The sequence below is a fragment of the Microbulbifer bruguierae genome, from assembly GCF_029869925.1.
In the GTDB taxonomy this organism is placed as follows: domain Bacteria; phylum Pseudomonadota; class Gammaproteobacteria; order Pseudomonadales; family Cellvibrionaceae; genus Microbulbifer; species Microbulbifer bruguierae.
This window is the reverse complement of sequence record NZ_CP118605.1, coordinates 1758152-1774774: the sequence shown is the minus strand read 5'-3', so window position 1 is coordinate 1774774 and position 16623 is coordinate 1758152. Positions and strand designations below refer to the sequence as shown.

The 16623-nt window shown below is 55.0% G+C and carries 14 protein-coding genes; 9 read left to right on the top strand and 5 right to left on the bottom strand.

Features of this window, described 5'->3' with window-relative positions; translation table 11 throughout:
- Positions 1-158 precede the first annotated feature (158 nt).
- Entirely contained in the window at positions 159-1376 is a 1218-nt protein-coding gene (locus PVT68_RS07620; RefSeq protein WP_280322116.1) for a TonB family protein, read from the bottom strand.
- Positions 1377-1777: 401 nt separating this feature from the next.
- On the opposite strand from PVT68_RS07620, the gene PVT68_RS07615 reads away from it, so the two are divergent.
- The 3 genes from PVT68_RS07615 to PVT68_RS07605 all read left to right on the top strand — a co-directional run bounded on the left by PVT68_RS07615 (position 1778) and on the right by PVT68_RS07605 (position 7171).
- A complete protein-coding gene (locus tag PVT68_RS07615) occupies positions 1778-2479 on the top strand; it encodes a cyclic nucleotide-binding domain-containing protein (RefSeq protein ID WP_280322115.1) in 702 nt (233 codons plus the stop codon).
- Between the two features lie 322 nt (positions 2480-2801).
- Positions 2802-4001: an efflux RND transporter periplasmic adaptor subunit gene (locus PVT68_RS07610; RefSeq protein WP_280322114.1), complete on the top strand. Its 1200-nt coding sequence runs from the start codon at positions 2802-2804 to the stop codon at positions 3999-4001.
- Complete coding sequence (locus PVT68_RS07605) at positions 3998-7171, top strand: efflux RND transporter permease subunit (protein ID WP_280322113.1); 3174 nt, start codon at positions 3998-4000, stop codon at positions 7169-7171. The genes PVT68_RS07610 and PVT68_RS07605 overlap by 4 nt, the downstream gene beginning before the upstream one ends.
- A 98-nt stretch (positions 7172-7269) precedes the next feature.
- On the opposite strand, the gene PVT68_RS07600 is transcribed toward PVT68_RS07605, so the two are convergent.
- On the bottom strand, positions 7270-8130 hold the full coding sequence (locus tag PVT68_RS07600; protein ID WP_280322112.1) for a hypothetical protein: 861 nt from the start codon (positions 8128-8130) through the stop codon (positions 7270-7272).
- 123 nt (positions 8131-8253) lie between these two features.
- Here PVT68_RS07600 and PVT68_RS07595 point away from each other — a divergent pair, with 123 nt between their 5' ends.
- Positions 8254-9123 carry a hypothetical protein gene (locus tag PVT68_RS07595; RefSeq protein ID WP_280322111.1) on the top strand — a complete coding sequence of 290 codons (870 nt, stop codon included), beginning with the start codon at positions 8254-8256 and terminating at the stop codon, positions 9121-9123.
- Positions 9124-9313: 190 nt separating this feature from the next.
- On the opposite strand, the gene PVT68_RS07590 is transcribed toward PVT68_RS07595, so the two are convergent.
- Positions 9314-9718, bottom strand: coding sequence for a hypothetical protein (locus PVT68_RS07590; protein WP_280322110.1), 405 nt, complete (start codon positions 9716-9718; stop codon positions 9314-9316).
- A gap of 252 nt (positions 9719-9970) precedes the next feature.
- On the opposite strand from PVT68_RS07590, the gene PVT68_RS07585 reads away from it, so the two are divergent.
- Positions 9971-10441 (top strand): methylglyoxal synthase, encoded by a 471-nt coding sequence (locus PVT68_RS07585; protein WP_280322109.1) that lies wholly within the window; start codon positions 9971-9973, stop codon positions 10439-10441.
- A 167-nt stretch (positions 10442-10608) separates the two neighbouring features.
- Complete coding sequence (locus tag PVT68_RS07580) at positions 10609-11040, top strand: ExbD/TolR family protein (RefSeq protein WP_280322108.1); 432 nt, start codon at positions 10609-10611, stop codon at positions 11038-11040.
- A 136-nt stretch (positions 11041-11176) separates the two neighbouring features.
- Here the strand turns inward: PVT68_RS07580 and PVT68_RS07575 are convergent, their stop codons facing one another.
- Positions 11177-11959 (bottom strand): tryptophan 2,3-dioxygenase, encoded by a 783-nt coding sequence (locus tag PVT68_RS07575; protein WP_280322107.1) that lies wholly within the window; start codon positions 11957-11959, stop codon positions 11177-11179.
- 337 nt (positions 11960-12296) lie between these two features.
- Between PVT68_RS07575 and PVT68_RS07570 the strand changes: the two genes are divergently transcribed.
- The 3 genes from PVT68_RS07570 (at position 12297) to PVT68_RS07560 (ending at position 15412) form a co-directional block, all read left to right on the top strand.
- Positions 12297-13076 carry an enoyl-CoA hydratase gene (locus tag PVT68_RS07570; RefSeq protein WP_280322106.1) on the top strand — a complete coding sequence of 260 codons (780 nt, stop codon included), beginning with the start codon at positions 12297-12299 and terminating at the stop codon, positions 13074-13076.
- A 420-nt stretch (positions 13077-13496) separates the two neighbouring features.
- Complete coding sequence (locus PVT68_RS07565; RefSeq protein ID WP_280322105.1) at positions 13497-14075, top strand: 7TMR-DISMED2 domain-containing protein; 579 nt, start codon at positions 13497-13499, stop codon at positions 14073-14075.
- Complete coding sequence (locus PVT68_RS07560; RefSeq protein WP_280322104.1) at positions 14072-15412, top strand: sensor domain-containing diguanylate cyclase; 1341 nt, start codon at positions 14072-14074, stop codon at positions 15410-15412. Before PVT68_RS07565 ends, PVT68_RS07560 begins: the two co-directional genes overlap by 4 nt.
- On the opposite strand, the gene glpQ is transcribed toward PVT68_RS07560, so the two are convergent.
- Positions 15409-16497 carry a glycerophosphodiester phosphodiesterase gene (gene glpQ / locus PVT68_RS07555; RefSeq protein ID WP_280322103.1) on the bottom strand — a complete coding sequence of 363 codons (1089 nt, stop codon included), beginning with the start codon at positions 16495-16497 and terminating at the stop codon, positions 15409-15411. The genes PVT68_RS07560 and glpQ overlap by 4 nt on opposite strands.
- Between the last annotated feature and the right edge of the window lie 126 nt (positions 16498-16623).

Below are 16623 nucleotides of genomic sequence, written 5' to 3'. Positions count from 1 at the left end.
AAAGGAAATCGATCGCGTAGTATGCACCGGGCGTAGTTCCCGGCAAGGGAAATTGCGGTGAATTGCCGCGAATGAGCGATAAGGTCGGAGGTGAGAGCGGAGGGGGATGGATGCACAAAAAACCCCGCATCTGCGGGGTTTTGCATGGCTGACGGGGTTTAGTTCGGCAGTCGGAAAGTGATTGGCACTGAAAACCTGTATTCGTTCATTTTCAGTTGCTCTGGTGTTGCCGGGTAGGGCCCCGCACGCTCCACCGCATCCAGTGCCTCGCGGTTGAGGCTGGCATAGCGGGACTCCTGCACGGTGGTCACGTCTTTCACATTGCCCTTGTTGTCGATGGTGACATTGAGGCGCACGCTGCCCTCCTGGCCGCGGTCCAGCGCGCGTTTCGGGTAGCTGATGTGCTTGAAGGTGTGGCGCAGCAGCATAGAGTGATAAATCTGGCGGGCCAGAATCATGTCAGCGGTAAGTGGTGCTTCGTCCTCTTCTTCCAGCTCATCTTCGTCCATTGGCGGTGCTGCCGGGCGGGTGGTGGTGGGCTTCAAAGGTTTGGGCTGGACAATGTTGGCGGCGGCGGTTTGCGACTGTGGCTGCGGACGCGCGGATGCCGGTGAATCGACCGCTGGTGTGCCAATGGAGGCCAGGGTGGGTGGTGGAATGTCGGCCAGTCCTGGTTTGATCTTGCTGATCGCGGCCACCTGAGCCAGTTCGGGTTTTGCTGGTTCCTCAGGCTTGGTGTTTGTCGACGCGGTTTGCTCTGTGGCTTCCTGCTCATCCACCTGTGCGGCAATCTCGGCAACGCGACCGGCCTCTGGTTGCAGGCCTTCGAAGGTCGCGAGCAGACCGGAATCCGCCTGGCCGGCTTTCAGCAGGTTGTCGCGGAAGTCGGTTGAGGGGGGCACCGGGCCAATCCAGGCACGCAGCAGGGTGTTGAAAAACTCCCGGTTTTCAATGGTGCCCAGCAGTATGTCGTTGAGTGAAATCGACGTGGTGCCGGTGTCTGCAGCGAAGTCGATACGCAGCTGGTCTCCGGTCTTCAGGCGGCCTTTGAACAGGTTGGCAAAGGTCACCATGTTTTCCGCTTGCATTGTCAGGGTATTGCTTGGGTTATTAATGGCAATACCTTCCATCCACTGGTTGCGAAAACGGCGAGCGGACAGGTTGTCGGCGATAATGCGGACCTGCAGGCTGCGGGGTGTATTGTTGTCGAGGAGCGCGTTTACATCACTGGCTAGCCGCTCGGAATATACTGCCGCAATATAACGGTCTTTGTTGAATTGCTGTTCTAGTGCGAGTCCGTTGAGAAGTGGTGCCGCTTTTGCCGTCAGAGCCGTAGCAAACAGCAGCAGGGCGATGACAATTTTGGTCGATTTCATTTTTGCTTTGGTATCTTTTGCTAGCCGGATGGGCAGAAGCCGGCAGATAAAGCGCTGAAGATCCTCCAAAATACCCCAGACAGGACAAGCAGCAACTTCGATCGCGCCCTCCCCCCGAAAGGCGCGGACCCGGATCAAATTCAGTGCGCCATTATTCGAGCAAAAAATGCCCATTAGGAAATGAATTTCATCGAGGATCGACTCAACTCTACTTTAACTGTAATGGAGTTCAAGCCCGAAATGGGTAAAATGTCTCGTTTCCTTAAATTCGTACGCTCTCGGGGAAGACAGTTGCCTCTTTACCCCTAGAATGTGCTATCAATCGGTGCGTTGTTATTCTCTGCGACCTGTTGCAAAACTGCAGTACCTTTCACTAGCCTTTTCATACCGCCAAGATTTACATGGATTACAAACCGCTCAGTGATTACCCGCGCGATGCGGTGGATCGTCTTTTAAACGTCATTCATCTCTTTCGTGATATTCGCGCCACCAGCGAATGGCAGTACGATGTCTTACTAAAGCGTTCGCGCCTGGTTACCCTGGCGCCTGGCGAGGCACTGCTGCACGCCGGTGATGTGGATCAGTGGGTATATTTTCTGCTGCGTGGGGAGCTGCAAGTTCATGTAGACGATGATGCGGCAGCCCGTGGAGAAAGGCCTCTTGCAGAAATCCGCCCGGGAGAGGTGTTTGGAGATCTGTCCATGATGCTGGAGGAACCCCGCAGTGCGACCATCGTCGCGGCACCCGTAGGGCAGAGTATCCAGGTGTTGGCCGTGGACTGTACGCTGTTTGGCGATCTGGAAAATTTCTCCCTGCTGCATTTGCCAACGAAGCTGGTGTTCTACCGCAATATGGTGCATTCACTGCGCTGGAAGCTGGAAGTGTACCGCTCGAGATATCCTGCCCATGAGTTGGCCAATAGCCACCGACGACTCAAGCTCTACACCGGCCCCAAGAATTGTAAAGAGGAGCTGGTTTCTCTCGCAGGCCAGGCGCGCAATCTGGCCCGGATCCTGTTGGACTGGAATGCAGAGTTCGGTAGTGGCCAGCTGGCGGCGGAAGAGTCCGACATGACGGACTTCCTAGAATCCATACTCTCCTGATTGATACTCTCACTTGTCTGATACTTTGCTCAAGTGCCCGCTGACGTTTTGAAGGTGGCGCGTGACCTTGGGAGCGCGCCTCACTTACACCTTACTTTCTCCTCTCTGCTTCCTTCTTCTCTATCTTCTATATATTGATCTGTCATCTGTCTGCCAACGTATTCTGCTCATAGCCTCATCTGGAGCCGGCCTTGTGCCGATGGATTTCGTAATCCGGCAGTTATTCACAATGCGCGGCAATCGCTTTGTGCATAAAATGCGCGCTGATTTTGTTGTTGTATTGCAATTTTTCTCTTTCCGTTACGCGAGCAGGAATACGGGTATGAATGTTCTGGTGAAACTCTGGAGGCAGCGCAACTATCGGATTGCTGCCATTGTCGCGCTGTTGGCCGTCCTTTGGCTGGCGAGTGGTCTGCTGGCAGAAAAATCGGGCAGTGGTGATGGCCAGGATCACCGTATTGCGCAGGCGGTAGCCGATACTGAATCCATGACCGTGAAGGCCCGTCGCCTGGAAGCACAGCCCTATTTAACCCGAGTTGTTGTCAACAGCCGCACTGAAGCGAATCGCAGCGTGCAGCTGCGGGCCGAACTGGATGGCGTCATTGCGGCGTTGCCAGTGGCAGAGGGGCAGAGGGTGGTTGCCGGTGATGTGATCTGTGAAATCGCTGCAGAGGATCGTCCTGAGCAGTTGGAGAGTGCCCTCGCGGCCTTGCGCAAGGCTGAAATCGACTATGCCGGAGCGAAAAAACTCCAGGGCCGCGGCCTCCAGTCGGATGCGGGCATGGCTCAGCAGGATGTGGCGTTGGCGAATGCCAGGGCAGACTACAAGCGAGCTCAACTGGCGGTGAGGAACCTGAAGGTGCGCGCGCCCTTTGAAGGTGTGATCAACAGCCGAGCGGTGGAACTGGGAGACTTCGTTCGCCGTGGTGAAGAGTGCGCAACGATTCTTGATCTGGATCCGATTCTGATCGTGGGAGAGATTTCTGAGTCCAATGTCGGAAGTGTGCAGCTTGGGACCTCTGCCAGCGCCCAGCTACAGCAGGGACAAGTGGTGCACGGGCAGCTGCGCTACGTAAGCCAGGAGGCGCATGCGGTTACCCGCGCATACCGGGCTGAAGTTGCAGTACCTAATAAAGAAGGGATATTGCGCAGCGGAATCAGTGCGCGCATGGCACTGCCTGCTGGTGAAGTGATGGCACACCGCATCAATTCTTCCCTGCTGACTCTGGATGACCGCGGTCAACTTGGGGTACGTACTCTGGATGAAGAGCTGCGGGTCCAGTTTGTGAACGTGCACCTGGTCAGTGACGAGAGCGAAGGTGTGTGGGTCACCGGCCTGCCGGCGCAGGCGGTGGTGATTACCGTCGGCCAGGAATACGTCAGTGAGGGAGAGCTGGTCCAGGTGGAGTTCGAACAATCCGCAGGTGACCTGCCCGCGCCACAGGTACCCCCGGCTGGCGCTGTCGAGAGTGCGGCGGATTATTCTGGTGCGGAATCCAGTACGCAGGAGCTGCAACCATGAAACTCTTGGATGGAGCCGTAGACCGCTTTCGCAGCAGCATTAGCCTGATGTTGTTGATTGTTATCGTCGGTATCGCTGCCCGCGGTGCCATGACGGTGGAATCCAGCCCCGAGGTCAATCCGCCGATCGTCATCGTCCAGGTGATGCATGAGGGGATTTCTCCGGAAGATGGTGTGCGCCTGCTGGTTCGGCCGTTGGAGCAGGAAATCCGTGCGCTGGAAGGGGTGGAAGAGGTCATCGCGAATGCGCGGGAATCCCTGGTTTATCTGATCGTCGAATTTGACTCCGCGCTGGATATCGATTTTGCCGTGGATGAGGTGCGCAACGCTGTCGACCGCGCCAAGGCGGAATTGCCGAGGGATGCGGAAGAACCCATTGTGGAGGAAGCTTCCGCGCAGCCGTTTCCGGCAATTGTGGTAACGCTCGCCGGAGAGCACATCAGTGAGCGAGAGTTGTTGCGCAGTGCGCAGCAGCTAAAGCGCAAGATTGAAAATATCAGCGAAGTACTGAGTGCGGATATCAAAGGTAACCGGGAAGAAGTGGTGGAGGCCACCATTGATCCGGTGCGTCTGGAGCACTACCAGATTACCAGTGGCGACCTGATCAATGCGGTACTGGGAAATAACCTGTTAATTCCCGCGGGAGAGATGGATGTCAGCAAGGGGCGTTTTTCCGTCAAGGTGCCCGGGTTGATCGAAACCGCGCAGGATGTTTACCAGATTCCGTTGAAACAGTCTGACCATGGGGTGGTGACCCTGGGGCAGGTCACCGATATCCGTCGCACCTTCAAAGACGCCACCAGTTACACCAGTGTCAACGGTCGCCCCGGTCTTGCGATCAATGTGGAGAAACGCACTGGCGCCAGTGCGGTGGATCTTGCGGATACGGTGCGGGCAGTGGTGAATGCCGAGCGGGAATATTTACCTCGCGGAGTCAAGGTGGATTTTGTTTTCGATATGTCACAAGTGGCCAGAGATATGGTCAGTGAGATGGAGGGCAACATCCTCACCGCCATGTTGCTGGTGATGATTATTGTGGTGGCTGCTCTCGGCTTCCGCTCTGGATTACTGGTCGGGTTCGGTATTCCATTTTCATTGCTGTTCGGCATCATCATCACCTGGTATCTCGGGTATTCCTTCAACTTTATGGTGATGTTCGGCATGTTATTGGCGCTCGGCATGCTGATCGATGGCTCCATCGTGATTACCGAGTTTGCCGATCGCAAAATGGCGGAGGGGCTTTCTGCGCGCGCGGCCTATGCTATATCCGTGCGGCGCATGTTCTGGCCGGTAGTGGCCTCGACGGGAACGACCATGGCGGCTTTCCTGCCGATTATATTCTGGCCCGGGGTTGTGGGTGAGTTTATGCGCTATCTGCCGGTTACTGTGTTCGCGGTGCTGGCAGGTTCACTGGTATATGCGTTGTTTTTTGCTCCTGTGCTGGGATCGGTGTTTGGCAAGAGCAATATGGATCTGCAGACCCAGCAGTATCTTAAACAGCTGGAAGGTGGCGATCCTACCAGCCTCGGCGGTATCACCGGCCTGTATGCGCGCGTACTCGATCCGGTAGTACGCCGCCCGTTTCTCTCGTTCGGCGCCAGTATTGCGGTTCTGGTGGGGATTTTTATTGCCTTTTCCGCATTCTATCCGGGGGTGGAGTTCTTTACCGAGACCGAAGAGCAATACGGCAATGTGGAGGTGCGGGCTCAGGGAAACCTTTCACTTGAAGAGAAAAAAGTGCTGGTCGCACAGGTGGAAACGGCGGTAATGGCCGTGCCGGAAGTGCGAGTGGTGTATTCGGCGATCGGTTCCGGTGGTATTTCCGGAAATACAGAAAAGTCACCGGATCAGATCGCCAGCCTGCTGGTGGAACTCTTGCCGTCCATGGAGCGGGAGCGGAAGAGTAAGGAAATCTTCGCTGACATTCGCCAGCGCACAGCCCATTTCGCGGGTATCAAGACCAGTGCCAATGCCTTTGAAGGCGGTCCGCCGGTGGGCAAAGATGTGGTACTGGAATTGCGCAGCCGGGATTACGACCAGCTGCTGGCGGAAACCAAACGCTTGCACGCTGCGCTGGAGAACGAGTTTGAAGGTCTGCGGGATATCGTCACCACAGCGCCGTTGCCTGGCATCGAGTGGGAAGTAAAGGTCGACCGTGAAAAGGCCGCGCTCTATGGCGCGGGCCTCACCGCTGTGGGGCGTGGTGTGCAGCTGGTTACCAACGGTGTACTCATGGCGGAATACCGCCCGGACGATTCCGATGAAGAAGTGGATATTCGTATCCGCTATCCGGATTACGCACGGGGTATTACCGCGCTGGATCAGCTGAAAGTGAATACCCCGTCGGGGGCCATTCCGGTGAGCAGTTTTGTCAGTACCCTGGCTGGGCCGAAAGTAGACAAAATTGAGCGTATCGACGGAATCACCCGGATGCAGATAAAGGCCGACGTCGAGGACGGCGTGCTGGCCGACGATAAGGTTCGGGAAATTCGCCAGTGGCTGGGGGCGCACCCAATCGATAACGGGGTCGAAGTGCTGTTCCGCGGCGCGGATGAAGACCAGAAGGAATCTCTGGTTTTCCTGAAGGTGGCATTTTCCCTGTCGCTATTCCTGATGTTTATTCTGCTGGTAACCCAGTTCAACAGCTTTTATCAATCGGCGCTGATTCTGTCGTCTGTGATCATGTCCACGGCAGGAGTAATGTTGGGCCTCACCCTGACCCAGAGTACCTTCAGTGTGATCATGACCGGTGTCGGCATCGTGGCGCTGGCGGGTATTGTGGTGAATAACAACATCGTACTTATCGATACCTACAATTACGTGCGCGAGGCGGAACCGGAGCTGGGGCCTGGTGCCGCTGCGGTAAAGGCGGCAACTCAGCGCTTGCGACCGGTCTTCCTGACCACCGCCACAACCATTCTCGGGTTGTTGCCTCTGGCACTGGGGGTGAGTGTGGATATGGTTGGGCGCACCATGGTAGTGAATGGCGTGATCGCATCGTTCTGGGTGAAGCTGGCCAGTGCCATCGTATATGGTCTCAGCTTTTCCACGTTGCTGACCCTGATTGTTACACCGGTAATGCTGGCGTTACCTGCGGCGCTCAGGGCGCGGGTGAGTGCCTGGTTGCCTGCGAAACAGGGGCTGTTAGCGGGAGAGAAAGTTGAGCGTTAGACGTGTTTGCCGGGTATCAGGCTAAAAAGAATTAGAAGGCTACAAAACAAAAAAACCCCGGCGAGCCGGGGTTTTTTGGGACTGTCAGTAGTGACAGCTTAGGCTTTGGTTTTCGGCGGACGACCGCGACGAGCCGGAGCTTTCTTGGCAGCGGTAGCCTTGGGCGGACGGCCTGGCTTCTTCTTGGCTGCGGTGGATTTGGCGGGACGGCCAGGCTTCTTGGCTGCCGTTTCGGTAGCCGCTTTCTTGGCAGGGCGACCAGGCTTTTTCTTGCTGACGGCTTTCGCTTTGGCCTTGGCTTTAGCGGCAGCTTTTTTTGCGGCAGCGGCAGCTTTTTGCTTGGCGGCAGCGGCTTTTTTCTTCTCAGCAGCGGCCTTCTTTTTGGCGGCAGCGACGGCTTTCTTCTTGGCAGCAGCAGCCTTTATCTTGGCAGCAGCAGCGGCCTTCTTCTTGGCTGCAGCGGCTTTCTTCTTGTCAGCAGCGGCTTTCTTTTTGGCAGCAGCAGCGGCTTTCTTGGCAGCGGCGGCAGCTTGTTTCTTGTCGGCAGCGGCCAGCTTCTTGGTGATGGCTGCTTCTTCCTTGGCTACGGCTTTGGCGACCTTGGTAGCCAGCTGGTTTTCGGCGCTGATGGTTGCCAGTTTGGATTTGGCGTCAGTGGCGGCAGCCTTGGCTGTGGCGGCGGCTTTCTTGGCAGCAGTTGCTGCAGCCTGGGCAGCTTTCAGTTGCTTCTGTTGAGCGGCAGACTTTTTCTTGGCTTTTGCTGCTTTTACCTTGGCTTGAGCTGCCTGTGCTTTCTTGGCTGCGGCGTCTGCGTCCTTGGAAAGCTTGTCGGCGTCTTTCTTGGCGCTGGCTTCCTGGGTGCTGCGCGCTTTTTCCAGTTGGGTTTTCAGCGAGGCGAGTTCCGCTTCCAATTTTGCTACGGCGCTCACCGCGGTAGTGGCTTTTTTACGTGCGGCCATAAAATATCCCTGTATCTAAATTTTGTATTTAGGTGTTATTTTGGATGAGTGGAATTCATCGCGCTAATTGCAGCTCATTTATATACTTGAATGCAAGTGTTTTAAGGGTGTTTTTACTCTGTAATGAATAAATTTAAGGTTTTTTTTACTTTTCTCGCGTTTATTTGGTTGTTGGGCTGCGGGTTTTGGTCGATCTACAGCTTTTTACTGCATCCAGAGAGCCGCTGGATCGGGTTGCTGATAAATGCCTGGGCGCTGCCTTTCTGGATGTTATTACGCTATCAGTTCAGTGGTCGCATTGAGGGAGATTTACGTGAACCGGGTGCGTTTGCCGGTGTGCTTGGCGGTCTGGCAATTGTGCTGCTGACAGATGTTGATCGCGGTATGGCAATTTATCTGGCTATCTACAATTTGTTTGTACTGCTGATCTATCTTTATCATTTGAGCGCGGTGCACCATCCCAAAATGCCGAGGGTAGATGCGACATTTCCAACGCTCTGCAGAGTTGACCAGCGCAAATGGCAGGCAGCGGAATATTGTCGCCAGCGTCAGTTGAATGGCGTGGTGCTGATTTTCCTGCGAGGAAGCTACTGTGCAGACAGTCGCAATCAGCTTCTCCAGTTGTGCGGGCTGCAGCGGGAAATGGCGCGATTGAAGATCGGGTTGCTGCTTTGGAGTGTGCAATCGGCAAATCAGTGGCCACAGCGATTGTGGCCGGCGAAGTCCGGAAGTAAATCTGAGCCGGAAGACTTGATGCCTCCGCTGCAGCAGTTGGCCCCGGCCGATGGAAGCAACGCAACGTTTGTGGCTCATTTCGGCGCGCCGTTGCTGCTGAGGCCCTGGATACGCGACGCCGCCCGACCCAGTGCCTGGTTGATTGATGCTGAGGGTTTTGTTGTATGGCGGCAGCTGGCCTCTAATTATCGCACGCCCGTGGATGCTGCCACTCTGCGAAGCCAGCTTTTCCGTTTGCAGGGTTTAGCGGAAGAATAACTGCTGCGATGCCCGCAAGAATTACGAGGTAGGTGATCGGGTGGAGCGCCGATGTCGATAAAATTCTGAGCGGAAAACGAAAAGGCGTATCCAATCTATGGATACGCCTTTTCGTTTTTGGGGCTGGGGGAAGACCGCCCCGGCAATCAAACTGCCAATTCTGAATACACGGTTGCGGAGGGTGCTTCCTTCACAATGGGCCGTAGGGCAGATAGCGGTTATCGGAGTGCGCGCGGATCCAGAGTAATTGCTCCCTGGACAATGGTGATTTGCGCTGACGCAGACATTTGGCGAGAGGGATTACCGGCGATTCAGCGCCTCCCTGCCAGTCCTGCAGTTGCATCTCAGCCAACGTGAAAAAACGGATCAGGGCCCAGATTCGGGCATCGTCCAGTTGCACCGCTTGTTCCAGCCATTGGGTTGCGGGGAGGCCCGCGAGCCAGCTGGCATTCTGAATTTCCGGTGCCAGTGTATTCAGGTCCTGGGTGTCGGGCTCCATGGCAGCGACGATCTGGTGCAGTAATGCGGGCTCGATCGCTCGGCGCGACTGATCGTTGGAGGCTTGATCAGTAGGTTCCCAGGCTCCGACACTCATGATGATTCCTATATAGCTGTATTGGCTGAAAGCAGATATGCGACGAAAACATACTCCGTCGCGCGCGAGGGCGATTATAGACTGCGAGGTTTACGTCCTGTCAGTCGCCCTGATTTGGATAGCCGATGGATGGCGGGCGTGGAATTTAGCATAATTCCCTCCATTCTCGACGCTGGATGTTGTGACTCAAAATCCTGAAAGCGTCACAGGAATTCAATTGGAAGTCTCAACCCTTTGTTGCCTGGGGGCCACATGGAATATATCGACAAGCCCATTGCTGCACAAAAGCGCATTGCACTGGTGGCGCACGACAATCGCAAGGCCGGCCTGATTGGGTGGTGTCTAGAGCATCAGGATATTCTCGCGCGGCACCAGTTGCTGGGTACCGGTACTACCGGAAGCCAGATCGAGGCCGCAACCGGGCTGGCCGTGGAGAAGCTGTTCAGTGGCCCCATGGGGGGCGATCAGCAGCTGGGGGCCAAAATCTGTCAGGGAGAGGTGGATATCCTTATTTTTTTCTGGGACCCTTTTGAACCCATGCCCCACGATCCGGATGTAAAAGCGCTGTTGCGGATTGCGGCGGTGTGGAATATTCCTGTAGCCTGCAATGCCAGCAGTGCCGACATGATGATCCAATCGGCGCTGATGGCTCGCAGTTTTCCCCGGCAGATTCCCGACTATCAGGGGTATCTGGCTGCTCGCAAGAGCGAACTGGCTGTGTGAAGTGTGGGAACAGGTCTCGAATGGTCATTCTAACTTGTTGATTTCTAAAGGGTATCTCCAGGTTGGCGAGGTTGGACTTGCATTGATGGCCATTTACCGGCAATCTTCCCCCCTTGATTAGACCGGTATAACCGGCGAATTCGTATCAAAAAACTGTACGGTGTTTTATGAGTAGACGACGCGGTAAGGCCGTAGAAGAAGAAAAGGCCGATATCGACCTGACGCCCATGCTGGACGTTGTGTTCATCATGCTGATCTTCTTTATCGTTACGGCATCCTTCGTAAAAGAGAAGGCGCTGGATGTGAACGTACCGGATCCAGATCAGACTGAGCAGACTCCGCCGGACCCCGATAAGCAGAATATTCTGCTGATGGTGAACTCCGCCGACGAGATCTGGATGGGGAAAAGCCGCATCGACAGCCGTGCAGTACGTGCCCGTATCGCGCAGCTTTATGCGGAAAACCCACAGGCCATCGTGATTGTCCGTGCGCACAACAAGTCCAGTGCCGACACTTATGTGACCATCGCGGATGCGGCGAAAGCGGTAAACCCGAACATTCAGGTATCCTTGGTGCCGTTCGAGGACAAAAAGCGCTAACGCTGTTCCTTGCACAGCGTGCACAAAAAAAGCCAGCTATTCGCTGGCTTTTTTTGTGCCTGGCGATTCCTGTTTGAAATCGCCAGGTGCTGTTGATTCCGTAACACCGATTCAGAACGGTGGCTCAGATTGCTGATCAGAACTCCGAGCGGATCGCCCACAGGTCGGGAAATACCGGCTTGAACAGGGTGCTCTGCAGATACCCAACACCGCTGGAACCGCCTGTCCCCATTTTGCTGCCGATGGTGCGTTCTACCATCTTAACGTGGCGGTAGCGCCACTGCTGCAGGGAGGTGTCTATGTCTACCAGTGCCTCGCAGATTTCGCTGACCAGTGGATCGTTGCGATACACGTCGACCAGAACCTTCTGCACTGCCGCAGAGGGTTCTGCTACCTGGCTGTAATCACGCTCCAGTACCGCTACGGGAATGTCATGTCCCTCATGGGCGAGAAAGCGTAGAAAAGCGTCCCACAGGGTCGGTGCTTCAAGGCGTTTCTGCAGGCGCTCGAAGTGGTTTGAACCCGGTTCGTAGTTGCTCAGCTTTTTCGCATCTTTGGCTCCGTAGAGGAATTCGAGCTCCCGGAACTGGTAAGACTGGAAGCCGCTGGCAGTGGACAGCCGGTCGCGGAATGACATGAATTCCAGGGGGGTCAGTGTTTCGAGAATATCCACCTGCTGAATCAGGGTCCGATATATGGTGTCTACCCGCTTGAGGGTATGCAAGGCGCGGTTGCGCTCACCGGTATTGAAAAGGCGCACAAGAAAATCGAGTTCGTGTAACAGCTGCTTGAACCAGAGTTCATAGCTCTGGTGTATCACGATAAACAGCAGTTCATCGTGCTCCGGCCCGTCGGAAAGCGGTTGTTGGCACCGCAGCAGTTCGTCCACCTTCAGGTAGGAGCTGTATGTCACCGTCATAACTGGATAATTCCACTTCATAGTATGTTGCCGCAATAGTCGTACCTGTTTTCGCGGCTTTGTTAATCTGAGTTTGCACAAACAAGCACAACTTTGGACATATTATAAGGTTTTCTCCCGGAGGTGTGAAAACAGCCTCTAGTGGTGACCGCAGTGGTTGTGCGGTTGAGATTCCGTATAGCAAACTGGTTGAATCGGACCTCGTACGCAGAAAGCGAGTGACTAGAATAGTGTCCACCAGCGCCGCCCGGTGGGGTGATAACGGCAATTTCAGTTGCTGTTATTGTTCAGAATAGGGATCGCGGTTTGACATAACGACAGATATTGTGGAGCCCACATGCAGAGTCAATGCGAAGAAATTCAGGTCCAGGTGCAAGACCGGGTGCTTGAAATCACCATAAATCGGCCCGAGCGCAAGAATGCGCTGACCATGGCCATGTACTCGGCAATGGCAGAGCTGTTGAATGGTGCGGCGGCCGATCCGGAAATCAGGGTGGTCATCCTGACCGGTATCAAAGGGATGTTTACCAGCGGCAATGACCTGAGTGATTTTCTCGGAGGCTCTGCGACGGGGGAGGAGTCGCCGGTATTCCAGTTCATGTCTGCCCTGTATCACTTTCCCAAACCTGTGATTGCGGCGGTGAGCGGGGTGGCCGTCGGTATTGGGACCACACTGCTATTGCACTGCGATCTCGCTATCGCGGAGGATCACGCGGTGTTCCAAATGCCATTTGTTAATCTCGGGTTATGTCCCGAGTACGGTTCCAGTTTCCTGTTGCCGCGTATCATGGGGCACGCGAAAGCGTCAGAGTTGCTGCTGCTGGGGAAAAAATTTGATGCGCAGACTGCGGCAGATGTGAATATCTGCAACGAAGTCGTGTATTCCGGTGAGGCCCTGGGACGCGCGCGCGAGTATGCCCGGGAGCTGGTAAAAAAAGCACCGGAGGCATTGCGTCTGAGCAAGCGGTTGCTGCGTCAAGGCACCTTCGAGAAGGGGTGGGAAGTGATTCGGGAAGAGGTGATACATTTTCATTCGCGCTTGCAGTCGGAAGAATTTCGCGAGGCAGCGACCGCATTTCTGGAAAAACGGCCTGCGGACTTTTCAAAATTTGATTGAGTGCCCTGTGAGGGTGCGATTGCCCGGGATACAGCTAGCCCGAGCAACGGAAACCCCACTTTTGCACACAAAAAGGTCGCCACTGGCGACCTTTTTGTTTTTCATTTGGGTTTTATCTGAGGAAAGTATTCCTGTTTGCTGTGAGGCTATCCCGCCGCAGGCCGCCAGTAATTCCTCTATGTTCCAGAATTACCTCGTGATCAAGGCACATGATTATCCGGTTGTGAGTCGGTAAACTGCACCTGGTGGCGGCTCGCGCGTCACGGCAGGCCTTCCCCGGGATATTTTTCGTAGATAGCCCGCACGATAAGAAGTAGACGGGGGAAGATTTTTATTTCCGCATCGCTTTTGCTGGAGCACCCTGGTTTTCAGGATATGACCAATTCTTCTCGCTTGCCGCCCTCTACCCTGGTGGCCCCGTTGGGGGCGCGCTGGTTACTTATCTTGTTTTTCTACTTGCTGTTGTTCGTGGTTGCCGGTGCGGGGCGTCCAGTTTCGGCTGCGGCACTGGCTGGTGCGGTGATTGATGTCGGCGTTGTGGAAAATGGCAGCCAGCGCACCGGACTGTCCGCTATCTGGCATGATCCCAGTGGTAACGCGGGACTTTCACAGGCTGTACAGGCGTGGCAAGACGGTGTTTTTGAACCGTTGCACAGCGCGGGTTCTACAGGGTTACAAAAGGGGAGCCATTGGTCGTATTTCATCCTGCGAAACCCAACGACCACCCCGCTCACACTGCATCTTGAATACATCGACCACCAGTTAATAGGGCTGGCGGCTTTTCAGCGGGATCTTGATGGGAGTGGCGCTGAGCAAAAACACTCGGATACTGCAATAGCGTTCGCCGAAATTGCCAGTCTGGAAATGGGTACCCCGTTTTCAACACGCCCGGTACCGCACAATCGTTTCGTCGTGCCTGTGGCGTTGCAACCGGGGACTAGCTATGAGTTTCTGGTGCGGTTCGATTCCAGGGAAGCGGGATTTGCTTTCCCTTCATGAGGATCTGGACACCGGAGCAACTGAGTAAAGCGCACACCGGGGAAACCGCACTACTGTCATTTCTGTTCGGCGGTGTAGCTCTGATTGGGCTGTTTTCGCTGATCGTGGGGCTGACCACCGGCGAGGCCAGTTTCCTGATCTACTTCGGTTACGGTCTTTCCAAGATAGTGGCCTGGGGCACTATTCTCGGTTTTACCCACGAATACCTGTTGGTGGGTGAGTTCCACTGGAGCTACATGTCCGCCACAGCTGCATTGAGTATCTTGTGCGGTGTTATCTTCGATCGTGTCTTTCTGCAGACCCGCAAGCACACCCCGCGACTGGATTACCTGCTGATCCTGATGATAGTCAATGCTCTGGTATTACTGGGAAGTGCAATATTCCAGATCAAGGTTGCGGCGCTGATGAGCATCACCCTGGCGATGCTGCTCTACCCCGTGTCCACCGTTATCGCGCTGGTGCGCTGGCGGCAGGGTTCCAGTGAAGCGGCGATCTTCGCGATTGGCTGGACTACGCTGCTGGCGGGGCTGTTTTTTCAGGCCCTGCGGGACATGGGCTACGTAGAGCACAATCTTGTGAATTACTATCTGCCGCCGCTCAGCTCCTTTATCGAACTGGTCACCATCATGATTGCTATGGGAATGAAGTTGCGTCGGGTAAGACTTTTAGGGCTGGAGTCGGAGCGGCAGTATCGGCGTCATCTTGAGCAGTCCAAGATGAAACTGGAAGGATTGGTGCGGGCGCGCACGGAGGAATTGGAAAAGGCCAAGTTACAGGCCGAGCTGGAGGCCCGTACTGATCCGCTGACTGGCATTCGCAATCGCCGCAGTTTTCTGGCAGACGGGGAACTCTGTCTCAAGCGTGCGCGGCGTAAAGGCGAGCCGGTGAGCCTGCTGATGTTCGATATCGACCACTTCAAATCCATCAACGACAACCACGGACACGGAATAGGGGATGAGGCTCTGCGTCTGTTCAGTAAAACAATCCAGACGAAAATTCGCGAAACAGATGTGTTTGGGCGACTTGGTGGTGAAGAATTCGCACTGTTGATCACTGAGACTCCGGAGGACTCCCTGTATACCGCAGAAAGGCTGCGCAACAAAATTGCAGCTATCAGCCTGCCGTACCCGGCGGGCAGTGTGCATTTTACCTCCAGTGTGGGTGTGGCGCACGGTGATGAAGGGCAGAGTATCGAGCAGCTGCTGCGCGAGGCGGATCGCGCCCTGTATGTAGCCAAGGCGCGTGGCCGCAATGTGGTCGTTGAGTACGCGACCGGGCACAAAGGGGAGCCGGGCTCTGAATACAGCCGCCAGAACTCGGTAGCAGAGCCGGCTTAACGTACTGGCAGTTCTCTGCTGGCTTGGATCTTGTTGGGGCGCTTGTGGGTGGTGATAAAGGTAATCGCTTTATCCGGGTGGTCTGTGAAAATACCATCTACGCCGATATCTTCGAGAAAAACTGCCAGCAGCTTGTCAAAATCGCCTGCCACTTCGGAAATCTGTTCCGGATCGGCTCTGAAGGTGTAGGGGTGTACTAGTAACCCGAGTGATTGTGCGGTCGAAGTCAGGCCGTTCGCGGTGAAGCGTTCCGTTGTGTTGTCGATCAGCATTGGAAACCAAGGGCCGATACCCTGGGCGTAACTGGCAATTTTCTGTAAGCCCGAGTCGGTACGCATCCAGGCATAATCGTAGTTTTTCAAGCGTCCATCATCAATTACCTGTTTTTCTCCCCAATCGGTTTCGGCGATCAGCTGTACCAGCGGCAAGTCCATTTCCAGATCGGGCATCAATTTGTGGCGGATTCGCTGTAGCTCCTCAGCGTCGAAGCACTGTAGGAAGACTTTCTGCCTACTGCTCGTAAAACCGTATTTTTTCAATGTTTCCAGCACGGCCTTGGAAATATCCCGCCCTTCCCGTTGGTGAAAGTAAGGTTTTTTGATTTCCGGATAAATACCAATCCCGTAGCCCAGTGATGCATTCAACCCCTGTATCAGCTCCAGTTCTTCATCGAAGGTGGCGAGCTGAAACCGGGATTTCCACAGTGGAAAGCGCCTTCCATATTTCGGGATGCGTTTGCCCTGCGAGAGGGCAAAAGGGCCGGTTACCTGCAATTGCTTGAGTTCCGGCAGGGTGAAGTCGATGGTGTAGTAGTGCCCATCTTCCCGGGCTCTGTTCGGATACCGGTCTGCGACATCCGTGACGCCGTCCAGATGGATATCGTGCATCACGATCAGGTGATTGTCTTTGCTCATCACCAAATCCTGCTCGATATAATCCACTTTCATGGCGTAAGCCAGTGTCTTGGCCTCCAGGGTGTGCTCAGGTAGATAGCCGGAGGCACCGCGGTGGGCAATGACAATGGGGGGAGCGTGGCCATTTGATTCGGCAAACGCGGGCAAGGTGTGGGCCACTAGTAAGGTCACTAGCAAAACGCCGTGAAGCGGAATTCGTATGTTCATCACAGATGTAAAACCCGAAGTATGTGGTGGGTTTAAACATACCGTGAGAAGGTGACAGGTAAACTACCGATCACGCGCTCGTCATAAAGC

Bases quoted from the DNA above. Each gene is read 5' to 3' on its own strand.
- PVT68_RS07620 (WP_280322116.1), bottom strand. From the start codon at position 1,376: ATGAAATCGACCAAAATTGTCATCGCCCTGCTGCTGTTTGCTACGGCT.
- PVT68_RS07615 (WP_280322115.1), top strand. From the start codon at position 1,778: ATGGATTACAAACCGCTCAGTGATTACCCGCGCGATGCGGTGGATCGT.
- PVT68_RS07610 (WP_280322114.1), top strand. From the start codon at position 2,802: ATGAATGTTCTGGTGAAACTCTGGAGGCAGCGCAACTATCGGATTGCT.
- PVT68_RS07605 (WP_280322113.1), top strand. From the start codon at position 3,998: ATGAAACTCTTGGATGGAGCCGTAGACCGCTTTCGCAGCAGCATTAGC.
- PVT68_RS07600 (WP_280322112.1), bottom strand. From the start codon at position 8,130: ATGGCCGCACGTAAAAAAGCCACTACCGCGGTGAGCGCCGTAGCAAAA.
- PVT68_RS07595 (WP_280322111.1), top strand. From the start codon at position 8,254: ATGAATAAATTTAAGGTTTTTTTTACTTTTCTCGCGTTTATTTGGTTG.
- PVT68_RS07590 (WP_280322110.1), bottom strand. From the start codon at position 9,718: ATGAGTGTCGGAGCCTGGGAACCTACTGATCAAGCCTCCAACGATCAG.
- PVT68_RS07585 (WP_280322109.1), top strand. From the start codon at position 9,971: ATGGAATATATCGACAAGCCCATTGCTGCACAAAAGCGCATTGCACTG.
- PVT68_RS07580 (WP_280322108.1), top strand. From the start codon at position 10,609: ATGAGTAGACGACGCGGTAAGGCCGTAGAAGAAGAAAAGGCCGATATC.
- PVT68_RS07575 (WP_280322107.1), bottom strand. From the start codon at position 11,959: ATGACGGTGACATACAGCTCCTACCTGAAGGTGGACGAACTGCTGCGG.
- PVT68_RS07570 (WP_280322106.1), top strand. From the start codon at position 12,297: ATGCAGAGTCAATGCGAAGAAATTCAGGTCCAGGTGCAAGACCGGGTG.
- PVT68_RS07560 (WP_280322104.1), top strand. From the start codon at position 14,072: ATGAGGATCTGGACACCGGAGCAACTGAGTAAAGCGCACACCGGGGAA.